We start from the raw sequence: 21,864 nt of genomic DNA, 5'->3' as shown, positions 1-21,864 counted from the left end.
GGGCGATTACTTTTCGATGATCTGCGCCCGCTTGCGCAGTTCCTCGATGTAACGCTTGCTGTTGGCGTCTTCGCCCTCGGTCTTCTTGCCAATATCCTCAGCGCGGAAGACGACTTCAGCAGCAAGGTCGTCGGAAACCTGGCGCTTCTTGCAGATGGCGAGATACTCGACGCCCTTTTCGGTGACGCGCGTTCCCGTCGTGTTGCCGTCGCCGGCCTTTTCGACTAGCGACTTCCAGTCCTCGGGAATCTCCTGCACCATCATGCGGCCGAGACTGCGGATCGACACGTCCCGCATCGTTGCGGCAAAGACCTTGGCCTGTTCGCAGCCGGGATACTTCGCGCGCGATGCGTTGGCTTCCGCCTGGCGCTTGCCGATGATGGCGTTGCGCTTGGAGGCAGGGACCACGAAGATCACCTGCTGCAGGAAATATTCCGTCGTCACCGGCTTGTTGCCGCCGTTTTCCTGCATGCGCCGGACGAGTTCCTCATTGGAAAGGCGACTGCCGCCGCCATAACGGGCGTTGACGACACGCGGCCAGCTCATGGCGACCGCAACGTAGCTCTTGAAGTGGTCGAGGCCCACCCCGGCCTGATCAAGCACGTGCGACAATTGCTCGATGGTCAGCTTGTTGCCGGAGGCAAAGCGGCCAACTGCGGCATCGACATCACTCGTGCCAACGGAGGCGCCGACCCGGATGACTTCGGCGCGCTTGAGAACTTCGTCGATCAACTGCTGGCGGGCAGCAGCCTGGCCACCGCCCTGTCGCTGCAGGCGCAGGAACGCGGCACGCTTGGCGATGTCGCCGGAGGTAATGGGCGAACCGTTGACGACGGCGACGACCTTGCTTGCCGCCTGCACTGCCGCCGGCGCGGCAGCAAATGCCAGGCCACAGGCGAGGATCATTGTCGAAACCGCGCGCATGATCGAGTGTTTCCCGCCCATTTCTTATCCTTTTCGTCTTCCCCGAATGCGAAGCCCCGGAGGTGATGATCTTGTGCCGAGCGCAATCGTCCTGCGCGTTTTTCCGCAAGATGCATAATACATGCGGCCGAACAATGACAAGACCTGCAAGTCGCTGGAGGCCGCGGTTCCGTCTGTCGCACGGCGAAAGCAGGGCGGCTCAGTTCAGGCTGTCGAAGTCCGTGTCGCCGACATTGATGTCGCCCAATGTACGAAAGCTGATGCGGGCGCCGATCGACCAGTCATTGGCGACGCTCTGATCGGTGTCGCGCTCTTCCTTGTAGACCAGCGAGAAGATCGTGTCGCGGTCGTCATAGGTGATGCCGATGCCGTTGCGGGTCACGACGTTGCTATTCAGGTCGTAGGTGACCGAGCCGAACACCGACCAGTAGTCGTGGAACTTGTAGGCCGCTGCCGTCTGGATCTCGTCCTGGTCGCTGGTCGAACCGTAAAGGGGCTGCGCCTGAATGCTGGTGTAGGTCAGCGCCGTCTGCCAGAAGATGCCCTGGTAGCCGATCGTCGCATCGGCGCGCCGCAGATCGAAATTGCTTTCGTCGAAGCGGCCGCTCAGGCTTGTGGTGATGCCGGAGGGTGCATCGATGCCGACCATCGCGACATAGTCGGACCGGTCTGTTTCAAGTCCGGAATCCGAACCCGCCTTGACCAGGTCGTCGGTCGCGAAAGAGTTCACGCCGCCCAGATGGAACGACTGGCCGGCGATGGCGCGCAGCGCATAGCCATTGCCGAGCGCGCCGGTGTAGCGGACGCCGAGATTGGCCCGCGTGCCGCCCTCGATGCGATCGTAGCCGGAGAACTTGTCGCGGTCGAAAAGCGTGGTCGCATCGAAGACGAAGCTCTGTGCGTCCTCGTTCGGCAGACCGCCGGCATATTCCTCGTCGGGGCGGGCATAGACCTGGGCAATCGGCTCGATGATATGACTGCTGTAGTCGGTCGTCAGCAGAATGGGATAGCGCGCGTCGATCCCCGCCGTCAGCATGCGCCGGGTGGCGGCGTCGTTATCGTAAAAATTGCCGGTATAGTCGGTGCCCGGGTCGGTCATGTTCAATCCGAGGACGTCGCCGCGCGCCGCCAAGAGCGGCGTCAGCGACAGGCCGCCCGGAACGATGAAGTTGCGCTTCCATTCCACTTCCGCGCTGAGCCGGTGAGCCGTGCCTTCAAGGCCGCGGAACCGATCGACCACGCCCGGTATTTCAAGCTCATCCTCGCGGTTGCGCTTGACGTTGGTCAGGTTGAAATTGGCGTTCAATTCGCCGCCAAGCACGGGTTGAGGTGCAGTGTAAGAATAGTCGAGCACCTGTGCGACGGCCTGCTTGTTTTCGGCAAGGCTGTCCAGGTCGGCATCCTGAATGTCGAAGTAGAAGGCGCGCGCGTCGAAGTAATTGCGCTTGCCGAGACCGGTCAGATAGACTTGGTTCGTATAGGTCGTACCGTCAAAGGTCGAAAGCTCGTAGGTCTTGGCGAAGTTGTTGTCGCTCTGTACCAGAACGTTCCAGCCGAACGTCCAGCGCGGATTGATCTCGAATTTGGCCTTCGAGGCGACCATGCCGCGGGCCGTTTCCTTGGCATCGATGGTGCCGCCGGTGAAACTTTCGCGATCCAGCTGGCTGATGCCGGCCATGCTGAGGATATGTTCGCCGTTTTCGAAGCGCTGACGGAATTCGCCTTCGAGCAGGAAACCCTGGCGCGTCAAACCGGTCGCGGTGACGGTCGCGTCCATATAGGGCGAAATCGCCCAATAGTAGGGAACGCCGACACCGGCGCCGAGTTTCTGCGTGTATTTGAACTTTGGAAACAGGAAGCCGCTCTTGCGCTTTACCGTATGGTCGGGAACCTCGAGAACGGGCAAGTAGAGGATCGGCTTGCCGAACAGCTCGAACTTGGCATTCTCCATGCGAACGGTATGGGTCTTGCCGTTCTGGACGATGCGCTGCGCCTTGACGTGCCAGAGCGAGCGATGGTCCGGATTGGTCGCGCAGGGCGTGCAGGCGGTATAGACGGCATTGTTGAGGATCATCTCCTCGCCGTTGCGACGCTCGCCGGAGACGGCCGCGAGTTTCGTGAGGTCGGTCGTTTCAAGCCGCATCGTTTCGATGAAGCCATCGGCGAAATTGTCTGTCACGTCCATCTTGTCGGCGTAGATCTTGTTGCCGCCGGGTTCGATGAGTTCGATTTCGCCGGTCGCAATGATGCGCCCGGTCTTCTGGCTGTATTCGACCTGCTGGGCGACCATCTGGTAGCCGCCATAATTGATCTGCACGCCGCCGCGCACGATCACGCGCTCCGCGTCCTGATTGTAGACGAGCTCGTTGGCCGAAAGAAGCATCTTGGCGTCTTCGGGGAGCTTCGGCTGAAGCGAATCGATATTGGTTTCTTGTGCCCAAGCGGGTGCGATCGGGGTAAGCGCCTGGAACGCAACGCCGGAAAGCAGAAGGGCCGTGAGCAGCCTGATATGTTTGCGGTTGCCTGCCGCCACTAGCCATCTTCCTCATGCAATAGAATAGTCGAGCCCAGCGCCATCGCTACAACAACCGGCAGCCAGGCTGCAACGAACGGAGGCACAATGCCGCTGCTCCCGAATGCTTTGACAAGCACGGTGACGACATAAAGCACGAAGCCTGACAGGATGCCACCGAGAATCACCGGCCTCGATTGGTTAAACCGGCTAAATTTTAAAGAGACGCTTGCAGCGATCAGCGTCATTGCCACCAGAAGCAGTGGAAGCGAAAGCATCGAGTGGAATTGGGTTTCCATGCCGTTTGTCGGGAAGCCGAAGGATTTTGCCACCTCCATCTTGCGCTGAAGGTCAAAAAACTGAATGGAATCAGCCTTTGCTAGCGTTTCCTGGACGAATTCCGGCTTCAAATGGGTCGGCAGTTGTGCCGTGGCGAGACGGCGCGGCAGTTGCCCGTTGCGCGTTTCTGTCACAGCGTTAAGAAGCCAGTAACCATCTTCCAGTTTTGCCGTCGCGGCATCCTGTCTCGAAACGATCGTGCCGAGCGGATCGAAATGGAGCACCGTGACGTTGACCAGCTTCTTGCCCTCGTCCTGAACGGAGCGGGCGCCGATGATCATATCGTCATTTCCGTAGATCTGCCGCAGCCAGGGGACGGAGATCGCCGACCCGGCCGAGGATGAGCTTCCCCATTCCGCTTCCAGCGCTTCCGCCTGCTTCGTGCCCCAGGCAGCGATCGGATTGAGGGCGATGACCGTCAGGATGCCGAACAGGAATGCGCCGATGACGAAGGGCTGCAGAAATTGCCAGACGGAAATGCCCGCAGCACGGGTCACCACCAGCTCATAGCGGCGGTTGAGCGAGATCAGTGCCGTCATGCCGGCAAACAACGCCACGAAGGGAACGGTCTGCTGCAGAATCATTGGAATGCGGAACGTTGTCATCAGAAGGGCGCCTGCGACCGAGTACCGCGGCAATTGCGACATCCGGTTCGACAGCTCGCTGAAATCGATGATGAAGATCAGTGCGAAAATGCCGGTAAGGAACCAGAAGGTCGTCACCGCATATCGCCTGAAGAAATAACGCCCGAGCGTGGTGGATATCATGCGGACTGGTTCCCGTCGGATGCAGGCGCGACCTTGGCGAGGCGCAGGCGAGCCAGGATCTCCTTCAGTTTCTGCTCCCAGGTCAGCGGGATTTCAAGCCGCTTGTTGCCCATCAGCTGACGGATCGCCAGAGCGCCGGTCGCGAGCGGGATCAGATACATGACTGGAACGAAGGCGCGTGATTCCTCCGCGCTGTTGGCGGCGTAGAAGGTTGCCCAGCGGACGAAAAGACAGGTCAGGAGGGCGGTAATCATCGGATGCATGCGGGCTTCGCGATGCGATCGCGCATCGCTGCTGACGACCAGCGTAATCAGCGCAAAGAGCAGGGGAAAGGTCCACTCGGTGAACCGGCGGTGCAGTTCCGCCGAGAAGGACATCGGGTCCTTCTCGTAAACCGGGTCCTTCGGATCCGGATCGAGCAGGAAAAACAGATCCCGGTCCTTCGCGCGGATGGTGGCTTGGCCCGCCATCTTTGTCAGGTCCGTGAGGTCGAAGGCATAGGAATCGAACTTGATGATCGAGACATTGCTGTCCGGAAGCTTGCGGTGCACCTCGCCATCCTTCATCACCAGCGCCGAGCCGTTCTCGTCCACAGCACCTTCGCGTGCGTAATAGACCAGCTCATAGGCCGGGTTGCGCGAATCGGCGACGAAAATCCCGTGCAGAACGCCGCCACTGCGGCGCGAGGCGACCTGGACATAGAGGCCGTCGGCAATCTTGCGGAAGGTGTTTTCCTGCACCACGGACGACAGGAGGTCGGCATGGGCGGTGGCGATCATCTTGCGCACGGCCATGCGTGAATAGGGTTCGGCGAAATTGTCGACCGCAAAGGACAGGATGCTGAGTGCGATGGCGAGGTAAAGGACCGGCCGGATGATCGTCATGCGCGAGCTGCCGGCGGCATTCAGCACCGTGAGCTCCGAATCGGCATTCATCGCCGTCAGTGTCTGCGCCACGCCGATAACGAGTGCGAAGGGCAGGATCAGCGGGATGATCGACGGCAGGATGAGCGTCGCGAGCCGCAGGAAGGCGAGGATAGACTGGCCGCTGTCCGTCACAAGGTTGACGCTGGTCAGCGCCTGCGTCGTCCAGACGATCGCCATCAGCGGCAGGAGTGTGGCAAGGAACATGCCCGTTGCCCGCCTCAGGATATAGCGCTCGATCAATTTCATGGCTGATCCTGGCCCATCTTTCTACCGCCTGCCCGGTCTGGCGCCGGCGATAGGCTTCGGGTCGGACGGCGTGTCCCTATCGCGCTGATCGAACCGGTTTGCAAGTTTTCCACGACAACCAAATTGTAAAAGGGCAGGGCTAATGCACGGCAAAGAATGACAGTTAACAGCATGTAAACATGTGCTCGCGTCTTGCCAAGGCCATCAAAACCAAGAAGGGTGCACAGATCTGTTTCCGGGCTTGCGGTTGATGGCGAATGTTTGCCACTGTAGCCGCCATGTAACATAGCGGCGTTTGCCGGCGGCCCTTCTGGAGTGTCTTCATGTCGATGAAATTCGAAATCGGTTTCAGCAAATCAGCACGCTTGTCCGGTGGTCTAGCTATCCTGCTCAAGACTGTTGACGGAAAAGAGGCGGCTGGCGCTGCGGACACTGATCCCGAGGCGATTATCGCCAAGGCTGCGCGGATCGCCAAGTTCAAGGCCAAGTCGTTGAGCACGCTCGATATCGTTGCACCGCAGGGGGCGCCGGTCGATCGCATCGTGGTTCTCGGGCTCGGCGATGGCGCCGGCCTTTCCGCGCATGACTGGCTGAAGGCGGGCGGGGCCGCGGCGTCGAAAATCCGCGGCGCGGAGAAGGTGACGATTTTCCTCGATGCACCCGGCGTCGAGGTCTCCGGCAAGGCGGCTGCCGATTTTGCGCTCGGCATGGAGATGAACGCCTATTGCTTCGATACCTACAAGACGACGAAGAAGGACGACGACGAGCAGAAGGGACCGCCAAAGCCAGTGAAAGTCACCATTGTCACCGGCGCGGTCATTGCAGCCAAGAAGGCGGCGGCCAATTCGCAGGCGATCGCCGAAGGCGTCTTCATCGCCCGCAATCTCGTCAACGAACCGGCGAACGTGCTTGGGCCGGTCGAGTTCGCGGCCAGGGCCAAGGAACTCGAAAAGCTTGGCGTCGAAGTCGAGATCCTGACCGAGCGCGAAATGAAGAAGCTCGGCATGGGCGCGCTGCTCGGCGTAGCGCAGGGATCGGTGCGGCCGCCGCGGCTGGCGATCATGCAGTGGAAAGGTGGAAAACCGAAAGACAGACCGGTCGCCTTCATCGGCAAGGGCGTGGTCTTCGATTCGGGCGGCATTTCGATCAAGCCCGGAGCCGGCATGGAGGACATGAAGGGCGACATGGGCGGGGCGGCTGCCGTCACCGGCCTGATGCATGTCCTGGCGACGCGCAAGGCCAGGGCGAATGTCGTCGGCATCATCGGCCTTGTGGAAAACATGCCCGACGGCAATGCCCAGCGTCCGGGCGACATCGTCACCTCCATGTCCGGCCAGACGATCGAGATCATCAATACGGACGCCGAAGGCCGGCTCGTTCTGTGCGACGCGCTGTGGTACTGCAACGACCGCTTCAAGCCGCAGTTCATGATCAATCTAGCAACGCTGACCGGCGCCGTCATGGTGGCGCTCGGCAGTCATCATGCCGGCCTGTTCACCAACGACGACACGCTTGCGGGACAATTGACGGCGGCGGGGCTGACGACGCAGGAACGGCTGTGGCGCCTGCCGCTCGGCAAGGAATACGACAAGATGATCGACAGCAAGTTCGCCGACATGAAGAACACCGGCGGCCGCTATGCCGGCTCGATCACCGCGGCGCAGTTTCTGAAGCGCTTCGTCAAGGATACGCTATGGGCGCACCTCGACATCGCCGGCACTGCCATGGGCTCGCCGACCGACGAGGTCAACCCGTCGTGGGGCTCGGGCTTCGGCGTGCGCCTGCTGGATGAGTTCGTCCGCACGAATTACGAGGGCTGATCTCACCCGTGACGGATATCCTGTTCTATCACCTGACCGAATCGAAGCTCGAAGACGCGCTGCCGCCGCTGCTTGACAAAAGCATCGAGCGCGGCTGGCGCGTCGTCGTGCAGACGGTGGACGAGGAACGGCGCGACATGCTCGACACGCATCTATGGACCTATCGCGACGACAGTTTTTTGCCCCACGGCACGGATGTCGCAAATTTCGCCGAGGAGCAGCCGATCCTGTTGACGGCGGGAGACGGCAACCCCAACGGCGCCACCGTCCGCTTTCTCGTCGATGGCGCAGAACCGCCGCCGGTCGGCAGCTACGAGCGCGTGGTGTTCATGTTCGACGCTTACGACCAGGCGCAGCTGGAAGGCGCGCGGGCGCATTGGAAGGCGCTCAAGGGCGAGGGGCATTCGCTGACCTACTGGCAGCAGAACCAGGACGGGCGGTGGGTGAAGAAGGCGTGATCCTCCGAGCCTTCAATCAGTCCTCTTGGGGGAATACAACGTTCCCGCCGCCGTGAAATATGGGCATGACTGTAATCACGTCGCCTTGACCCGGAACGCTATCGTCGCTTTGCGGCGGAAACCCACCGTACGCAGCCCGGGGCTTCTCTCGGAACGCGTTCCCCGCTCAGGAACGGTGCTGGAAGAGACGCAGTAATCAATGATGTCATTGATATTGGCCGCAGCGTCTCTTTCTCCCGCCCGTGGCAGAAGATAGTCGTATAACTCCGTGAGGTCGCCCTCGGCCGCAATGTCGAAAACGACGGAATAGGTCATGTGCGGGACAGTTTTTGCCCCTTGCGCGCGTCCATATGAGCATTTAACCGCCTGCGCATCTCCTCAGCGGAGAGCGCGCGGCTGGGGTCGATATCATGGGCCGCTATGGTCGGCACCACTTCTTCGACCAGCCACTTTTCAATCGCCGCATCGCGGGAAGCCAGAGTGCGCAGGCCATCGCGGATGACTTCGCCTTTCGCTCGCGTACTCCCCGGACGCCACCTTCGCCTTGACCGTTTTGGCCATTTCCAGGGGCAAAGTTATGCTGAGTGCCTGCGTTGTTCTCATCGCTCGATCCTCTTCATCCCTTTTACCACACGGTATGATTTAATCGTATCGAGTTTCACCGCAAAAAAAAGGCCGCGCACTGGAGGCGCGGCCCGTGAAACAGTGAGATGGACTCAATCGACAAACGCCGCGACGAACTTCCGCTTGCCGAGCATGAAGGCATCCGCGACGTGGCGCAGCGGTGAAAGGTCGACGTCGGATTGTTTCGCCTTGATGATCTCGGCGAAGCGGGCGTAGAGCGCTGGATATTCCTGTTCCGGCTCGTCATGAACCAGTTTGCCGTCGATCGACAGCTTGGCGCCGCCTTCGGCGAGCGTCATCGTGCCGGCGTCGGTTTCGGCGATGATGTCCCAGCTCTGGTGGCCGGTCTGGCGCCAGTCGAATTCGGCCAGGACCGGCAGGTTGTTGGCGTCGGTAAAGGTGATCGAGGCGGCGATCGGCGCGTCTCGGTTTTCCGGGAATTCGAGCGTCGCCGAGGTGATGAACAGCGGGTTCGGCAGGATATGCGTGACGATCGAGAGCGCGTTAATGCCGGGATCGAAGACGCCGAGGCCGCCGGCCTGCCAGATCCAGTCCTGGTTCGGGTGCCAATGGCGCACATCCTCCTTCCAGATCACCTTGACGCTGTTGATCTTGGTCGAGGCGAGGAAGGATTTGGCGGCTTCGACAGCCGGCGCATAGCGCGAATGCCAGCTGGCGAACAGCGACAGGCCCTTGGCGGCGGCGAGCGATTCGAGATCGGCCACCTCACTCAGCGTCGCGCCCGGCGGCTTTTCGAGGAACACGTGCTTGCCGGCCTCGAGCGCCACGCGCGCCGCCTGGTAGCGGAACTGCGGCGGCATGCAGAGCGACACGGCGTCGATAGCCGGCACCGCGTCGAGCATCGCCTCGATCGACTTGAAATTATCGATGCCATCGACGACGCCGTGGCGGCTGGCGGCGGCAATCAGCTTGTAGTCCGAATTCCTGGCGATGGCGGGCAGGTGCTGGTCGCGGACGATCTTGCCGACGCCGACGATCGAGATGTTGATGGGGCTCATGGTGTTTCGCTCGATTTGTATGACTTTATGGACGGCTTTGTAGCAGAAAGCGAGAGCCGGGCAAGCGCTGCCGTGGCGCAGATATTCGTTGCTGCCGGTGGTGGACAATAGCAAAGCCGCCCTATTTGGATAAGGCTGCAATTCCAAACAGGAGCCGCCATGCCCCCGATCATTCGAAAAGCCAGCCGCGCCGATCTCGATATTCTCATCGACTGGGCCGCGCGGGAGGGCTGGAATCCCGGTCTCGACGATGCCGCCGCTTTCTGGGCGGCGGATCCGGAAGGCTACTGGATCGCCGAGGAGGAGGGGGCCGTGGCGGCAGCGCTGTCGCTTGTCCGGTACGGCGAGGCCTATGCCTTTCTCGGTTTCTACATGGCGCATCCGGATTATCGTGGCCAGGGCATCGGCTTTACGCTGTGGCAGAAGGCGGTTTCGGCCGCGGGAGACCGGACCATCGGGCTCGATGGCGTGGTGGCGCAGCAGGACAACTACCGTAAATCCGGTTTCGCCTATGCCCATGCCAATTTCCGCTATGGCGGCGAGGTCCAATGCACCGAGCCGCCAGGCGCCGAGCTGGTTTCCGTCTCCCCGGTGCATGTCCCGATGCTCATCGACTACGACGCGTGCTTCAATCCGGCCCGCCGCGATGCCTTCCTGCGCGAGTGGCTGAAGCCGCTTTCAACGCGCGAGAGCTTTGCGTTGATCAGAAACGCCGAGGTCCTGGGCTACGGCACAATCCGCGCCTGCCGCGAGGGCCACAAGATCGGACCGCTGTTTGCCGATACGGAAACCGGCGCCGACCTGATCTTCCGCAAACTGGTGATGAGCGTCGGCGGCGGCCGGGTCTATCTCGATATCCCCGAGCCGAACGCTGGCGCGCGGGCGCTCTGCGATCGCTACAATCTGAAGCCGGTGTTCGAGACGGCGCGGATGTACCGTGGCCCAGCGCCGGAGCTGCCTCTCGGACAGATCTACGGCATCACCACCTTCGAGCTCGGATAACGAGAGCGGGCATCAGGCCCAGGGGAACAGATCGTGCTGTCCGCCGATGATCAGGACGCTGGCAAAGACGCTGATCACCAGAAGCGCAACGAGTACCCAGAACAATCTGCCCGGCGCCGGAGCGTCATCGACGAAAACCGGCTCCTTGTTGCGCAACGCGTTCAAAGCGTGCCGGGGATTTCCCCATTTGACGCGCCGGAAGCGAAAAGCATTTTGGGTCTCGTGTTTCATGAAGAGCGAATATAAGGCTCGATTTTAAACGAGACTTTAAACGCTCCGTTAAAATTTTAGACTTTGCTTGTGGACGAGCGTGTTTCTCAAAAGGAAGACGGCGGGCTCACCCCGCCATCGCCTCTTCATACTCGGTGGACAGGTCCATCCAGTGTTCTTCAGCCCTGGTGAGCTTGACCAAGATCTCGGCGCGCTCCTTCACCTTGGCGGCGGCCTTGGCAGGAAATTTTTCGTAGAGTTCCTGGTCTTCAAGCTCCTTGTCGAGAACCTGAATCTGTTTCTGCAGTTTGCCGGTCAAGGATTCGACATCATTGATCTTTTTCTTGAGCGGCGCAAATGCTGCCCGCTTGTCGGCATTGGCCTTGCGCTGCTCGGCCTTGGAGCGGTTGTCATCGGAGCCGTTGCCCTTGTCCTTGTTCCCCTTGCCGCGGGAACTCTGGACGATGGTGTTGCGGTAGTCCTCGAGGTCGCCGTCGTAGTTGGCAACGGTGCCGTCCTTGACCAGCCAAAGGCGGTCGACGGTTGCCTCGATCAGATGGCGGTCGTGCGAGATCAGGATGACCGCGCCCTCATACTCGTTGAGCGCCTCGATCAGCGCATTGCGGCTATCGATGTCGAGATGATTGGTCGGCTCGTCGAGGATCAGCAGGTTCGGCGCCTCGAAAGCGGCAAGGCCCATCAAAAGGCGGGCCTTCTCGCCGCCGGAAAGATCCTTGGCAGGAGTTTCCATCTTTTCTGTCGCCAGCCCCATCTGGGCGACGCGGGCGCGCACCTTGGCTTCCGGCGCGTCCGGCATCAGCGGCCGAACGTGCTGGACGGCCGTCTCGGCCGGTCTGAGGTCATCGAGCTGGTGCTGGGCGAAGAAGCCGATCTTCAGATTGGGTGGCACGCGGATATCGCCGCTTTCGGCGGAAAGCCGGCCGGAAATGAACTTCGCGAAGGTCGACTTGCCGTTGCCGTTCGAACCGAGCAACGCGATGCGGTCGTCATTGTCGATCCTTAGGTTGAGGCCCTTGAGGATGGGTTTGCCCGGCGTATAGCCGACCGCGCCGCCGGTGATCGCCACGATCGGCGAGGCCGGCTGCTTCTCGGGCTTGGGAAAGCGGATTGGCTGGACGTGATCCTCGATCACTGCAGAAACCGTGCCCATGCGCTCCAGCGCCTTGACGCGGCTCTGCGCCTGACGGGCCTTGGAGGCCTTGGCCTTGAAGCGGTCGATGAAGGACTGCAGGTGTTTTCGCGCAGCGTCGTTCTTGGCCTTCGCCTTGGTCTGCAGCTCGATCGCCTCGGCGCGCTGGCGCTCGAACTGGTCGTAGGAGCCGCGATAGAAGGTGAGTTTCTTCTGGTCAAGGTGGATGATCGAATTGACCGCCATGTTCAGCATGTCACGATCATGGCTGATTATGATGACCGTGTGCGGATAGCGGCGGACATAGTCCTCCAGCCACAAGGTGCCCTCGAGGTCGAGATAGTTGGTCGGTTCGTCGAGCAGCAACAGGTCCGGTTCGGAGAACAGCACCGCTGCCAGCGCCACGCGCATGCGCCAGCCGCCGGAAAAGCTCGAGGCCGGCCGCAACTGCGCTTCCGCGTCGAAACCGAGGCCGGACAGGATGCTGGCGGCCCGCGCCTCCGCCGAATGAGAATCGATGTCCGTCAAGCGCGTGTGGATTTCGGCGATCCGGTGCGGATCGGACGCGGTTTCGGCTTCCGTCAGAAGCGCCTCGCGTTCCTTGTCGGCCTTGAGCACGATCTCGATCAGCGGTTCTTCGGTGCCGGGCGCTTCCTGCGCCACCTGGCCGATGCGGGTGTTCCTCGGGATGGAAACCGAGCCGCTCTCGCTTTCCATGTCGCCGGTGATGATCTTGAACAGCGTCGACTTGCCGGCGCCGTTCCTGCCGACGAGACCAGCCTTCGTGCCCGCCGGAAGCGCCACGCTCGCATGATCGATGAGGAGACGCCCGGCGATGCGGGCGGAGAGGTCGTTGATCGTAATCATGGCGGCGTTTTGGCCGAAGTCTTGGCCGAAGGCAAGAGTTCGCCGCAGCGCAACAGGCTCAAGCGGCGTGCGGGGAGTAGGTTTTTGTTGCGCGGCTGCCGATCGCGGCCGAGAAGACGAGAACGCCGGGCCTGCCGCCGGCGCGAACGGCGTGAAGCGCAAGCTCTGCCTGGGTGAAGAGATCGGTGCTGCTGGATGCGGTCAGCGCCATGGCAATGCCGGTGGAGATGGACAGCGTTTCCGACGTGAACGTCCGGTTCGGCAGCGTGATCTCAACGGCCTCGACGGAGGCGCGGATGCGCTGCGCGATCGCCTCGGCATTGTCGGCACTGACGTCATGGAACACGAAGGCGAATTCGTCCGCGCCGATGCGGGCGACGAAGTCGTTCTTCTTGACTGATTTACGGAACACCGGCGCCAGTTTCTTCAAGACCTTCTCGGCAGTGGCCGCGCCGTGGCTCTCACTGAGGCCGCGCAGACCCTCGACAGTGACCAGCGCCAGGGCCGCGGGGCCGGCCGCATTGCCATCGTCATACAGGGCCGCGAGCTTGGCGGAAAAGGCGATCCTGTTGCCAAGGCCGGTCACGGGGTCGCGGGTCGAGGCCTTGCGCATGATCTCGATGTCGCTGACGATGCCGCCGAGTTCCGCAATCGTTTCGTTCATGGAGACGGCGAGGGCCCGCTCCTCCCGCTCGAAGGCGGTGACGGCATCCCGCAATCTGCCGGCGTCATCGGCAAAATCAGACATTCCGGCGACGGGATCGGTTTCGAGGCGGCTGATGAACTGGCGCAGCAGTGCGGCAAAAGCTTCCTTCTTGGCGATGCTGTTGTTCAGCCCGTGGTTGATCGCCGAAATCGTTTGGGCGGCGTCGGTGCGGATATTCTCCGTGGCGATCGCGGCAAAGCCGGGCAGGTGATGTTTGATTCCGACCTCATCAAGCCTGCTCTGTGCCGGCTCGGCGCCGAGGCTTGCCACGTCGCGCGTCAGCGCGGCATTCTGGCGGCACAAAGCATCATAGAACAGCTCGTAGTTGCGGGGAAACGGGGCAATGCCGAGCTTGGCCATCGTTTGCGCGACCTTGAGGAGCACGGCCGCATTCTGCGCCTGATGGCCGTCCTGCCGGAATTTGTCCGCCATGTCCTCGATCCTTGCCGATTGTACCGGATGCCTCATACCATGCCGGCATTAAGAGACCGTCAAAGGTGACTGCTGGCAGGATGTGCCTGACAGCGGGTGACCGGTGGTTGGCGCGGCGCGTCAGCGTCACTTTGCGTAGCCTTCCCCCTCCGGTGTCCTGAGAAAATAAGCCAGGTCCAGTCCAAGGCTCGGCTGGCCGAGGGCCGTCAAGATCATGTGGCACTGGCCGCGATGGTGGGTCTGGTGGTTGAAGACATGGGCGAGCGCCGGGGCGAGGCGCTGGGTGACCGGAACCGGGTCGGTGATCGGCGTGTAGGTGAAATGCGCGGTGAGATCAGCTGCGGAGAGATCGCCGGTCCAGGCGAGGATGCGCTCGTCCTCGGTGGCGCGGGCCGCTGACAGTGTGTTGAGATCGTCGAACAGGAGGGCATCGAGGGAGGTTGGCGCTTCGCCCGTGCCGGTGAAGCGTTTCATCCAGATGCGGTCGGCGGCGAGGATGTGGTTGAGCGTCCTGTGCAGCGAGCCGAAGAAGGCCCCCTTGTCCTCGCGGTATTGGGCATCCGTCAGCGCCCCCGCCGCCTGGTAGAGCAGGCGGTTTGCCCAGCGGTTATATTTGGCGAACATGTGGTAGTGATCGAGCATTGCGGTCTCCTTTGGCGTGCCGGGAGCTTAATCCAGAATGGCATCGCGGTGGGTGATGCGATCCATGAAATTTACTGATTTGACCGTTCGCCGTTTCCGCGTTCGATATCGACCCGACAATGGCTGGTTCGCGTGCTGTCTTGACCTTCAGAGCAGCATCGGGCGCTTCGTGACAGGGCTGTGAAACTTCGCCGCTCCCCCTTGTTTTGCGCGGGATTGGCGGTTATTGAACCGCCGACTCACGGAAAACCAAGGGAATTGAAACAATGGCGATTGAACGCACCTTTTCGATGATCAAGCCGGACGCCACCAAGCGCAACCTGACGGGCGCCATCACCAAGATGTTTGAAGACGCAGGCCTGCGTATCGTCGCCTCCAAGCGCGTGTGGATGAGCAAGCGCGAAGCCGAAGGCTTCTATGCCGTTCACAAGGAACGCCCCTTCTTCGGCGAACTGGTCGAAACCATGACCTCCGGTCCGACCGTCGTCCAGGTGCTCGAAGGCGAGAACGCCATCCTGAAGAACCGCGAAATCATGGGCGCCACCAACCCGGCCAATGCCGACGAAGGCACCATCCGCAAGGTCCATGCCCTGTCGATCGGCGAGAACTCGGTTCACGGCTCGGACGCTCCGGAAACCGCTGCTGAAGAAATCAAGTACTGGTTCTCCGACACCGAAATCGTCGGCTGATTCAATGTCTGAGGGTTTCGGCCCGAAGAGCTTGAAAAGACTCCTTTTAAAAGCCGGGGCTGCAACGCTCCGGCTTTTCCTTTTTGGGGCAGGCGACCCTATGACGCGCAGGAAGCCGTTTCGAAATGCTCGGGCGCCTTGCCGTCCTTGAAGACCTCCGGGTTCTTGTCATAGGCGGGGCCGACGACCAGCGCCTTGGCGGGCAGGATGTCCTGATCGAGATTGGAGGTCACCGTGGTCTTCAGCGTTTGCAGGATGGCGCCGTCCGGCCCCTTGACCTCGATGGTGACGGCATAGGGGCGGTTCTTTTTCACGCAAGTCACGTCCGGGCTTTCGAGGACCACTTTGTCGAGCTTCGGAAAAAGCTTGCGATCGAGCGCCAGCGGCGCCCCGCCAGCGGGGTTCTCGAATGTAGCCACAACCGTACTGCCTTCCGGAACCGGCTCGGTTTTGGTCAGCGTGATCATGTAGGTGGCATAGGCCAGCCGATAGTTGAAGATGAACATCTTGCCGGTGAGTTCGAGCGGGTCCGGTCCGGTTTCGCGCTGGCATCCGGCAAGGGCAGCCGCACCAGCCAGAAGGAGCACGGCAAGGGTGAGGTGTTTCGGCTGCATGCTCATTGGGTCAACTCCTTCTTCTGGCGCTGGTAGTGCCGGCTCGCCTTCGCGCGGTTGCCGCAGACCGTCATGTCGCACCAGGTGCGGCTGCGGTTGCGGCTGCGATCGAGGAAAAGCCATTGGCAATTGGGGCAGATTTTCAGGCGCTCCGGCTCGCTCGAAGTGGCAAGCACCAGAGCCGAGCGCGCCGTGGCGACATCGAGCGGCGTGGGCGTTGCACTGATCGGATACCGCCGGATGATGGTGGATGCCGCGTCGAGCAGATCGGCCAGGTGCTCGGAAGAGGGATGCCCGAGTGCCTCGGCGCGAAAATGTCGGTCGGTTGCTTCCCTGAGATTTAGAAAGACCGTCCGGTTTTGCGGCACGACCGGCTCCAGCGGCCCGAACAGGTCCCTGTCGGCGCAGTAACGTGTCGCCGCCACGGCAAAGGTGTCGAGGACGACGGGGTCAGTATAGCGGTCGATCCGACGCTCGGCATCGAAGCGCAGCACGACTGAATTTGCGACATCGAGAGCGAGCGCGCCGCCGGAGAAACGATGTGAGGTCCAGGTAAACGTCACGCAACACCTAACTGGTAAAACGCATTTTACTAGTTATAATGATTTGCGCTGATGTTGTCATCAACCGGATTTTCCATGGCCTATTTTCTTCAGCAACTTGCCAGTGCCCTGCCGATCGCCGCCCTCTACGCGCTGCTCGCCTTCGGCTATTCGATTTCCTTCTCGGTTACCCGAAGGGCCGATCTGACCTATGGGGCGCTGTTCGGTTTTGCCGGCCAGATCTTCCTGCTGTTTTCCGATTTTGCCTGGAACCGTCTCTGGCTGGTGCTGCCGGTTGCGCTTGCGGTCGGGGCGATCTCGGCGCTGGTCTACGCGCTGGGCGCGGGCCTCGTCGTCGGCCGCTCGGTCATGCGCAAGCTGGCGATGACGTCGGCCAATACGGTGGTTGTTGCCTCTCTCGGCGTGGCGATGGTGCTGATGGAACTGTCGCGGATCGCGGCGGAGACGCGCAGCCTGTGGCTGCCGCCGTTCCTCAACACGCCGTTCACACTCTGGTCCGATCCGAAATTCCCGGTGACGCTGACGGCGATCCAGCTTCTGAACACGGCGCTGATGCTGGCCGTGGTGGGGGCAGGGCACCAATTCCTGACGCGCTCCGCCTGGGGCCGGTCCTGGCGGGCGGTGTCCGACGATGCAGGTGCAGCGGCACTCTGCGGCGTCGACGGCACGCGCGTCTTCGTCGCCGCCTACGGCCTGTCGGCGCTGCTGGCCGCCATCGCCGGCATTCTGGCCACCTCCTACTACGGCAACATGGATTTTGGCGCAGGCCTGGTTTTCGGCGTCAAGGTGCTGTTCATCGCCGCCATCGGCGGCCAGACGGCACCGCTATTGGCAGCAGTCGGGGCAGCTGCAATGGGCTTGAGTGAAACGCTGTGGAGCGCCTACGGCCCGATGCTGTGGCGGGATTTTGTGATCTTCTCGTTCCTTGTCCTGCTTCTGGTCCTGACGCGAAAGGAGCAGTTCCAGCCCTAGTCAGCTTTTGGACCAGCGATCCCGGGCGCTGTCGTCATCGTCCTTGGCGCTGACCCAGCCGCCGGCGCTGCCATCGACCGCATGTTCCTTCTTCCAGAAGGGGGCGGAGGTTTTGAGGAAAGCCATGATGAAATTGGCGCCGTCGAACGCTGCCTGCCGGTGCGGCGAGGCGGTGACGACCAGGACAATGTTTTCGCCGGGCAGGATCTTGCCATAGCGGTGGATGGCGCTTGCAGCTTGCAGCCCGAACCGGCTGACCGCTTTCTCGCAGATGCGGGTGATCTGCGCTTCCGCCATGCCCGGATAGTGCTCCAGTTCAAGGGCGCTAAGCGTACCGGCCTCGTCACGGCAGAGACCGGAGAAGGTGACGATGGCACCGATATCGTGGCGGCCGGCCGATAGCGCGCGCACCTCGGCGGCCAGATCGAAATCCTCCCGCTGGACGCGAACCGTGACAGGCGCGCCGGACATAGGCCTCAGCCTCCGGTCATCGGCGGAAACAGCGCGATTTCCCGCGCGCCGGCGATCGGCTCGTGATGATCGACATGTTCCTGGTTGACGGCCACGCGGATGACGTTCTCGTGCTCCAGCGCCGTCTCGTATTCCTCGCCCAGCGTCTTCAGGTATGCCAGCAGGTCGCCGGCCGTGACGACACTTTCGGGAAGCTCCAGCGTTTCGCCGGCTTTGCCGATCCGCTCGCGCACCCAGGCGAAATAGACGAGATCGACGCTTGCCATCAGTCGACCATATGCTTGAGGCCGGCACGGAAATAGTCATAGCCGGTATAGAGCGTGATGGCCGCGGCGATCCAGAGCAGCAGGATGCCCATCTCGGTGGTGTAGGGCAGGATCTTGTCGCCGGCGGGACCGGCGAGCAGGAAGGCGATGGCGATCATCTGGATCGTCGTCTTCCACTTGGCGATGCGGGTCACCGGCACGCTGACCTTCAGGGCGGCGAGATATTCGCGCAGGCCCGAAACGAGGATTTCGCGGCACAGGATGATGATCGCGGCCCAGATCGACCAGCCGGCGATCGTGCCATCGGCGGCGACGAGCAGCAGGACCGAGGCGACCAGCAGCTTGTCGGCGATCGGGTCGAGCATCTTGCCGATATTGGAGGTCTGCTGCCAGATGCGGGCGAGATAGCCGTCGAAGAAATCGGTGATCGAGGCGATCGCGAACAGCGCCAGCGCCGTCCAGCGGGCAAGGTCTGAACTCTGCAGTTTGCCTTCGATGAAGAAGCACAGAACGATCAGCGGAACAGCCAGAATGCGTCCATAGGTCAGAAGATTGGGGATGCTGTAGGTGGTCGGCGTGGAGGACATGGATTCGGGTTCTCTGCGAGTTCTTGGGCGACAGATGAACGGCTTTGTGACAGCCGCGTCAACCGTTCTTTGATAGATCACCTCCAATTTTGGCGGAATTCATCTGAACGGACGGTGAACCGATTGACACGCTATTTCGCCCCATCCTCATGGAAGTGGTCATAGACCAGCCGCGCCACCGCTTCGGAAATACCCTCGACAGCCACGAGATCGTTGATGCCGGCGCGGGAAACCGCCTTGGCGGTGCCGAAATGCTGCAGCAGCGCGCGCTTGCGCGTCGGCCCGATGCCGGCGATCTCGTCCAGCGGGTTCTTGACCATTTCCTTCTTCCGCCGCGCCCGGTGCGAGCCGATGGCGAAGCGGTGCGCCTCGTCGCGCATCCGCTGGATGAAATAAAGCACCGGGTCGCGCGGCGGCAGCGTGAAGCCGTCGCGGCCGGGCGGAAAGAAGCGCTCGCGCCCGGCATCGCGATCGACGCCCTTGGCGACGCCGATGGCGGTCAGGCAATCCTCGATGTGTAGTTCCTTGAGGATCGCCCTGACCGCCGTCATCTGCCCCTGGCCGCCGTCGATCAGGATAACGTCCGGCCAGGCCGGAAAGCCGGCGTCCTCGCCCGGTTCTGCACTGCGATCCGGCTTTCCCTCTTCCTTCAAGAGCCGCGAAAACCTCCGGGTCATCACTTCCTTCATCATGCCGAAATCGTCGCCGGGCGTGATGTCGGTCGATTTGATGTTGAACTTGCGGTACTGGCCTTTGACGAAACCTTCAGGCCCCGCCACCACCATGCCGCCAACGGCATTGGTGCCCATGATATGGGAGTTGTCGTAGATCTCGATCCGGCGCGGAACGCGCTCCAGCTTGAAGGTCTCGGCAAACCCCTCGAGCAGGCGCGACTGCGACGCGGTTTCGGCGAGCTTGCGGCCATGCGCCTCGCGGGCATTGGCGACTGCGTGCTCGACCAGATCTTTCTTTTCGCCGCGCTGCGGCACGAGGATCGAGACCTTGTAGCCGGATTTCTCGGTCAGCGCCTCGCCAAGCAGTTCCTGTTCGGCCACCGGCTCGCAGAGCAGGATCTGCCGCGGACAGGGCTTGTCGTCGTAGAACTGGGCGAGGAAGGCGCTTAGCACCTCGGCTGCTGGCAGGGAGGGATCGGCCTTCGGAAAATAGGCGCGGTTGCCCCAGTTCTGGCCGGTGCGGAAGAAGAACACCTGGATGCAGGATACGCCGCCTTCGTGGTGGATGGCAAAGACATCGGCTTCCTCGACGCCGGAGGGGTTGATGCCCTGATGGCTCTGGACATGCGACAGCGCCGCCAGCCGGTCGCGGTAAAGGGCGGCCCGCTCGAAATCGAGATTCTCCGAAGCTTCGTTCATGGCGGCAGCAATGGTCGCCTTGACGGCCTGGCTCTTGCCGGAGAGGAAATCCTTGGCTTCGCTCACCAGTTCGGCATAGCCGGCGTCACTGATCTCATGCGTGCAGGGGGCGGCGCAGCGCTTGATCTGATGCAGCAGGCAGGGCCTTGTGCGGGTCTCGAAGACGCTGTCGGTACAGGTGCGCAGAAGGAAGGCGCGTTGCAGCGAATTGATCGTCCGGCCGACGGCGCCGGCCGAGGCGAAGGGGCCGAAATAATCGCCCTTGCGGCTGCGGGCGCCGCGATGCTTGTAGAGCGCCGGGGCCCTGGAGTCGCCGGTCACCAGAATATAGGGAAAGGACTTGTCGTCGCGCAGAAGGACATTGAAGCGCGGCCGCAAGCGTTTGATCAGGTTCGCTTCGAGCAGCAGCGCCTCGATCTCGGTGCGCGTCGTCACGAATTCCATATGCGCGGTCTCGCGCACCATCTTGGCGAGACGGTTGGAGTGGACGCGGCCCTGCGCGTAGTTGCCGACGCGCTTCTTCAGGCTGCGTGCCTTGCCGACATAGAGCACGTCGCCCGCCTCGTTGAACATGCGGTAGACGCCGGGGCTGTTGGGCAAAAGCTTGACGAAGGCCTGGATCAGTTCGGCGCCGCGCAGCCCGTCCGGGATCGCGCTGGTTTCCGCCCAGTCAAGAATGGGCGCCGGCGCGGGGCTTTCCGCTACGTCGATGAGGTCGTCTTCGTCGCTGGCATTTTCATCGTACAGAATGCCGCCATCGGTGGGCACGCGCCCAATCATTCCACAATCTCCAAAATATCCGGTGTCTGCCAGGCCAGATGCTGGCCGCCGTCCAGCGCGATCATCTGCCCGGTCATCGAGGGCGTGTCGAACAGAAATCGGATCGTGCGACCGAATTCCCTGAGTTGCGGCCCGGTCTTCAGGATCACGGCTTCCACCTGCGTCTGGAAGTCCGCCTGGTTCTGCCGTTCGTTCGGCAGGGTCGGGCCGGGGCCGATGGCGTTGACGCGAATTCTTGGGGCCAAGGCCTGAGCCATCGTCTTGGTCGCCGTCAGCAGCGCCGATTTCGATAACATATAGGAATAAAATCGCGGATTTGGAGACCAGACCCGCTGATCGACGATGTTGACGATCAGGCCCGAATTGGTCTGCGGCAGCTGCGCTGCGAAATCGCGCGCCAGCAGCGACGGCGCCTTCACATGCAGGGCGAAATGCCGGTCCCAGATCGTCTCGTCGAACTCTTCGAGACTATCCTTCTTGAACAGCGAGGCATTGTTGACGAGAAGGCCGATCGGACCGAGCGCTTCGACGGCTTTGGCCATCACGGTGGCGACGGAGGCGGTATCGGTCAGGTCTGCTGCAACTGCGGCCGCCTTGCCGCCCTGGGCGCGAAGATGCATTGCAAGCGCTTCGGCGTCCGTCAAGGAGGCATTGGCATGAATGGCAACGGCAAAGCCGTGCGCCGCCAGATCCTCGACGATCGCCTTGCCGATGCGCTTGGCGCCACCGGTGACCAGCGCTGTTTTCAAAGGCGTCCTCAAGGGCCGGTCCTGCTCTGCGATTCGTAACTATGCATGTCGCAAGGATATAGGAGGAGGAGACGGATTGCGAAACGGGACCCAGTCATTCGTTTCGAAAAAATTAACGCGAAAGCGCTAAATTGAATTGTTTTCTGCGGTCATAGT

At 61.7% G+C, this 21,864-nt stretch carries 22 protein-coding genes and 1 pseudogene; 5 read left to right on the top strand and 18 right to left on the bottom strand.

Annotated elements, in window-relative coordinates; translation table 11 throughout:
* Positions 1–6: 6 nt before the first annotated feature.
* The 4 genes from ACSQ2Z_RS15185 to lptF form a co-directional block, all read right to left on the bottom strand.
* Positions 7–945, bottom strand: a complete 939-nt coding sequence (locus ACSQ2Z_RS15185) for a peptidylprolyl isomerase (RefSeq protein WP_436081948.1) — start codon at positions 943–945, stop codon at positions 7–9.
* A gap of 178 nt (positions 946–1,123) precedes the next feature.
* Positions 1,124–3,457 (bottom strand): LPS-assembly protein LptD, encoded by a 2,334-nt coding sequence (locus ACSQ2Z_RS15180; RefSeq protein ID WP_436081947.1) that lies wholly within the window; start codon positions 3,455–3,457, stop codon positions 1,124–1,126.
* The gene (gene lptG, locus ACSQ2Z_RS15175) at positions 3,457–4,542 is read right to left on the bottom strand and encodes an LPS export ABC transporter permease LptG (RefSeq protein WP_436081946.1); all 1,086 of its coding nucleotides are present in this window, start codon (positions 4,540–4,542) and stop codon (positions 3,457–3,459) included. Before lptG ends, ACSQ2Z_RS15180 begins: the two co-directional genes overlap by 1 nt.
* Positions 4,539–5,714: an LPS export ABC transporter permease LptF gene (gene lptF, locus ACSQ2Z_RS15170; protein WP_436081945.1), complete on the bottom strand. Its 1,176-nt coding sequence runs from the start codon at positions 5,712–5,714 to the stop codon at positions 4,539–4,541. Before lptF ends, lptG begins: the two co-directional genes overlap by 4 nt.
* Positions 5,715–6,037: 323 nt before the next feature.
* On the opposite strand from lptF, the gene ACSQ2Z_RS15165 reads away from it, so the two are divergent.
* Both ACSQ2Z_RS15165 and ACSQ2Z_RS15160 read left to right on the top strand, forming a co-directional pair.
* Positions 6,038–7,534, top strand: coding sequence for a leucyl aminopeptidase (locus ACSQ2Z_RS15165; RefSeq protein WP_436081944.1), 1,497 nt, complete (start codon positions 6,038–6,040; stop codon positions 7,532–7,534).
* Between the two features lie 8 nt (positions 7,535–7,542).
* Positions 7,543–7,992 carry a DNA polymerase III subunit chi gene (locus tag ACSQ2Z_RS15160; RefSeq protein WP_436081943.1) on the top strand — a complete coding sequence of 150 codons (450 nt, stop codon included), beginning with the start codon at positions 7,543–7,545 and terminating at the stop codon, positions 7,990–7,992.
* Positions 7,993–8,067: 75 nt separating this feature from the next.
* On the opposite strand, the gene ACSQ2Z_RS15155 is transcribed toward ACSQ2Z_RS15160, so the two are convergent.
* The 3 genes and pseudogenes from ACSQ2Z_RS15155 to ACSQ2Z_RS15145 form a co-directional block, all read right to left on the bottom strand.
* Positions 8,068–8,307: a type II toxin-antitoxin system RelE/ParE family toxin gene (locus tag ACSQ2Z_RS15155; RefSeq protein WP_436081942.1), complete on the bottom strand. Its 240-nt coding sequence runs from the start codon at positions 8,305–8,307 to the stop codon at positions 8,068–8,070.
* Positions 8,304–8,595, bottom strand: a pseudogene (locus ACSQ2Z_RS15150) (ribbon-helix-helix domain-containing protein). Before ACSQ2Z_RS15150 ends, ACSQ2Z_RS15155 begins: the two are co-directional and overlap by 4 nt.
* A 113-nt stretch (positions 8,596–8,708) precedes the next feature.
* The gene (locus ACSQ2Z_RS15145) at positions 8,709–9,635 is read right to left on the bottom strand and encodes a Gfo/Idh/MocA family protein (protein ID WP_436081941.1); all 927 of its coding nucleotides are present in this window, start codon (positions 9,633–9,635) and stop codon (positions 8,709–8,711) included.
* 159 nt (positions 9,636–9,794) lie between these two features.
* Between ACSQ2Z_RS15145 and ACSQ2Z_RS15140 the strand changes: the two genes are divergently transcribed.
* On the top strand, positions 9,795–10,637 hold the full coding sequence (locus tag ACSQ2Z_RS15140) for a GNAT family N-acetyltransferase (protein ID WP_436081940.1): 843 nt from the start codon (positions 9,795–9,797) through the stop codon (positions 10,635–10,637).
* A 12-nt stretch (positions 10,638–10,649) separates the two neighbouring features.
* On the opposite strand, the gene ACSQ2Z_RS15135 is transcribed toward ACSQ2Z_RS15140, so the two are convergent.
* The 4 genes from ACSQ2Z_RS15135 to ACSQ2Z_RS15120 form a co-directional block, all read right to left on the bottom strand.
* Positions 10,650–10,802 (bottom strand): hypothetical protein, encoded by a 153-nt coding sequence (locus tag ACSQ2Z_RS15135; RefSeq protein WP_436081939.1) that lies wholly within the window; start codon positions 10,800–10,802, stop codon positions 10,650–10,652.
* 172 nt (positions 10,803–10,974) lie between these two features.
* Positions 10,975–12,864, bottom strand: a complete 1,890-nt coding sequence (locus ACSQ2Z_RS15130) for an ABC-F family ATP-binding cassette domain-containing protein (RefSeq protein WP_436081938.1) — start codon at positions 12,862–12,864, stop codon at positions 10,975–10,977.
* 58 nt (positions 12,865–12,922) lie between these two features.
* A complete protein-coding gene (locus tag ACSQ2Z_RS15125; protein WP_436081937.1) occupies positions 12,923–14,002 on the bottom strand; it encodes a GGDEF domain-containing protein in 1,080 nt (359 codons plus the stop codon).
* A gap of 126 nt (positions 14,003–14,128) precedes the next feature.
* Positions 14,129–14,644, bottom strand: a complete 516-nt coding sequence (locus ACSQ2Z_RS15120) for a DinB family protein (RefSeq protein ID WP_436081936.1) — start codon at positions 14,642–14,644, stop codon at positions 14,129–14,131.
* Between the two features lie 266 nt (positions 14,645–14,910).
* Between ACSQ2Z_RS15120 and ndk the strand changes: the two genes are divergently transcribed.
* Positions 14,911–15,333: a nucleoside-diphosphate kinase gene (ndk, locus tag ACSQ2Z_RS15115; protein ID WP_112857430.1), complete on the top strand. Its 423-nt coding sequence runs from the start codon at positions 14,911–14,913 to the stop codon at positions 15,331–15,333.
* Between the two features lie 98 nt (positions 15,334–15,431).
* On the opposite strand, the gene ACSQ2Z_RS15110 is transcribed toward ndk, so the two are convergent.
* Complete coding sequence (locus ACSQ2Z_RS15110; RefSeq protein ID WP_436081935.1) at positions 15,432–15,953, bottom strand: hypothetical protein; 522 nt, start codon at positions 15,951–15,953, stop codon at positions 15,432–15,434.
* Entirely contained in the window at positions 15,950–16,510 is a 561-nt protein-coding gene (locus tag ACSQ2Z_RS15105) for a CGNR zinc finger domain-containing protein (protein ID WP_436081934.1), read from the bottom strand. The genes ACSQ2Z_RS15110 and ACSQ2Z_RS15105 overlap by 4 nt, the downstream gene beginning before the upstream one ends.
* A 75-nt stretch (positions 16,511–16,585) precedes the next feature.
* Between ACSQ2Z_RS15105 and ACSQ2Z_RS15100 the strand changes: the two genes are divergently transcribed.
* Complete coding sequence (locus ACSQ2Z_RS15100) at positions 16,586–17,482, top strand: branched-chain amino acid ABC transporter permease (RefSeq protein WP_436081933.1); 897 nt, start codon at positions 16,586–16,588, stop codon at positions 17,480–17,482.
* Here the strand turns inward: ACSQ2Z_RS15100 and ACSQ2Z_RS15095 are convergent, their stop codons facing one another.
* The 5 genes from ACSQ2Z_RS15095 to ACSQ2Z_RS15075 form a co-directional block, all read right to left on the bottom strand.
* Positions 17,483–17,953: a molybdenum cofactor biosynthesis protein MoaE gene (locus ACSQ2Z_RS15095; RefSeq protein WP_436081932.1), complete on the bottom strand. Its 471-nt coding sequence runs from the start codon at positions 17,951–17,953 to the stop codon at positions 17,483–17,485.
* 5 nt (positions 17,954–17,958) lie between these two features.
* Positions 17,959–18,219: a molybdopterin converting factor subunit 1 gene (moaD, locus tag ACSQ2Z_RS15090; protein ID WP_436081931.1), complete on the bottom strand. Its 261-nt coding sequence runs from the start codon at positions 18,217–18,219 to the stop codon at positions 17,959–17,961.
* Entirely contained in the window at positions 18,219–18,806 is a 588-nt protein-coding gene (pgsA, locus tag ACSQ2Z_RS15085; protein WP_436081930.1) for a CDP-diacylglycerol--glycerol-3-phosphate 3-phosphatidyltransferase, read from the bottom strand. Before pgsA ends, moaD begins: the two co-directional genes overlap by 1 nt.
* A 131-nt stretch (positions 18,807–18,937) precedes the next feature.
* Positions 18,938–20,959: an excinuclease ABC subunit UvrC gene (uvrC, locus tag ACSQ2Z_RS15080; RefSeq protein ID WP_436081929.1), complete on the bottom strand. Its 2,022-nt coding sequence runs from the start codon at positions 20,957–20,959 to the stop codon at positions 18,938–18,940.
* On the bottom strand, positions 20,956–21,720 hold the full coding sequence (locus ACSQ2Z_RS15075; RefSeq protein ID WP_436081928.1) for an SDR family oxidoreductase: 765 nt from the start codon (positions 21,718–21,720) through the stop codon (positions 20,956–20,958). Before ACSQ2Z_RS15075 ends, uvrC begins: the two co-directional genes overlap by 4 nt.
* Positions 21,721–21,864 lie beyond the last annotated feature (144 nt).

This window comes from Pararhizobium sp. LjRoot235 (genome assembly GCF_964254145.1).
Classification (GTDB): domain Bacteria; phylum Pseudomonadota; class Alphaproteobacteria; order Rhizobiales; family Rhizobiaceae; genus Pararhizobium.
This window is presented reverse-complemented; position numbering and strand designations above follow the sequence as displayed.

What these genes read in the sequence shown, in the direction of transcription:
- ACSQ2Z_RS15185 (WP_436081948.1), bottom strand. Translation starts at nt 945, where the DNA reads ATGGGCGGGAAACACTCGATCATGCGCGCGGTTTCGACAATGATCCTC.
- lptG (WP_436081946.1), bottom strand. Translation starts at nt 4,542, where the DNA reads ATGATATCCACCACGCTCGGGCGTTATTTCTTCAGGCGATATGCGGTG.
- lptF (WP_436081945.1), bottom strand. Translation starts at nt 5,714, where the DNA reads ATGAAATTGATCGAGCGCTATATCCTGAGGCGGGCAACGGGCATGTTC.
- ACSQ2Z_RS15165 (WP_436081944.1), top strand. Translation starts at nt 6,038, where the DNA reads ATGTCGATGAAATTCGAAATCGGTTTCAGCAAATCAGCACGCTTGTCC.
- ACSQ2Z_RS15155 (WP_436081942.1), bottom strand. Translation starts at nt 8,307, where the DNA reads ATGACCTATTCCGTCGTTTTCGACATTGCGGCCGAGGGCGACCTCACG.
- ACSQ2Z_RS15145 (WP_436081941.1), bottom strand. Translation starts at nt 9,635, where the DNA reads ATGAGCCCCATCAACATCTCGATCGTCGGCGTCGGCAAGATCGTCCGC.
- ACSQ2Z_RS15140 (WP_436081940.1), top strand. Translation starts at nt 9,795, where the DNA reads ATGCCCCCGATCATTCGAAAAGCCAGCCGCGCCGATCTCGATATTCTC.
- ACSQ2Z_RS15130 (WP_436081938.1), bottom strand. Translation starts at nt 12,864, where the DNA reads ATGATTACGATCAACGACCTCTCCGCCCGCATCGCCGGGCGTCTCCTC.
- ACSQ2Z_RS15125 (WP_436081937.1), bottom strand. Translation starts at nt 14,002, where the DNA reads ATGGCGGACAAATTCCGGCAGGACGGCCATCAGGCGCAGAATGCGGCC.
- ACSQ2Z_RS15120 (WP_436081936.1), bottom strand. Translation starts at nt 14,644, where the DNA reads ATGCTCGATCACTACCACATGTTCGCCAAATATAACCGCTGGGCAAAC.
- ndk (WP_112857430.1), top strand. Translation starts at nt 14,911, where the DNA reads ATGGCGATTGAACGCACCTTTTCGATGATCAAGCCGGACGCCACCAAG.
- ACSQ2Z_RS15110 (WP_436081935.1), bottom strand. Translation starts at nt 15,953, where the DNA reads ATGAGCATGCAGCCGAAACACCTCACCCTTGCCGTGCTCCTTCTGGCT.
- ACSQ2Z_RS15100 (WP_436081933.1), top strand. Translation starts at nt 16,586, where the DNA reads ATGGCCTATTTTCTTCAGCAACTTGCCAGTGCCCTGCCGATCGCCGCC.
- ACSQ2Z_RS15095 (WP_436081932.1), bottom strand. Translation starts at nt 17,953, where the DNA reads ATGTCCGGCGCGCCTGTCACGGTTCGCGTCCAGCGGGAGGATTTCGAT.
- moaD (WP_436081931.1), bottom strand. Translation starts at nt 18,219, where the DNA reads ATGGCAAGCGTCGATCTCGTCTATTTCGCCTGGGTGCGCGAGCGGATC.
- pgsA (WP_436081930.1), bottom strand. Translation starts at nt 18,806, where the DNA reads ATGTCCTCCACGCCGACCACCTACAGCATCCCCAATCTTCTGACCTAT.
- uvrC (WP_436081929.1), bottom strand. Translation starts at nt 20,959, where the DNA reads ATGATTGGGCGCGTGCCCACCGATGGCGGCATTCTGTACGATGAAAAT.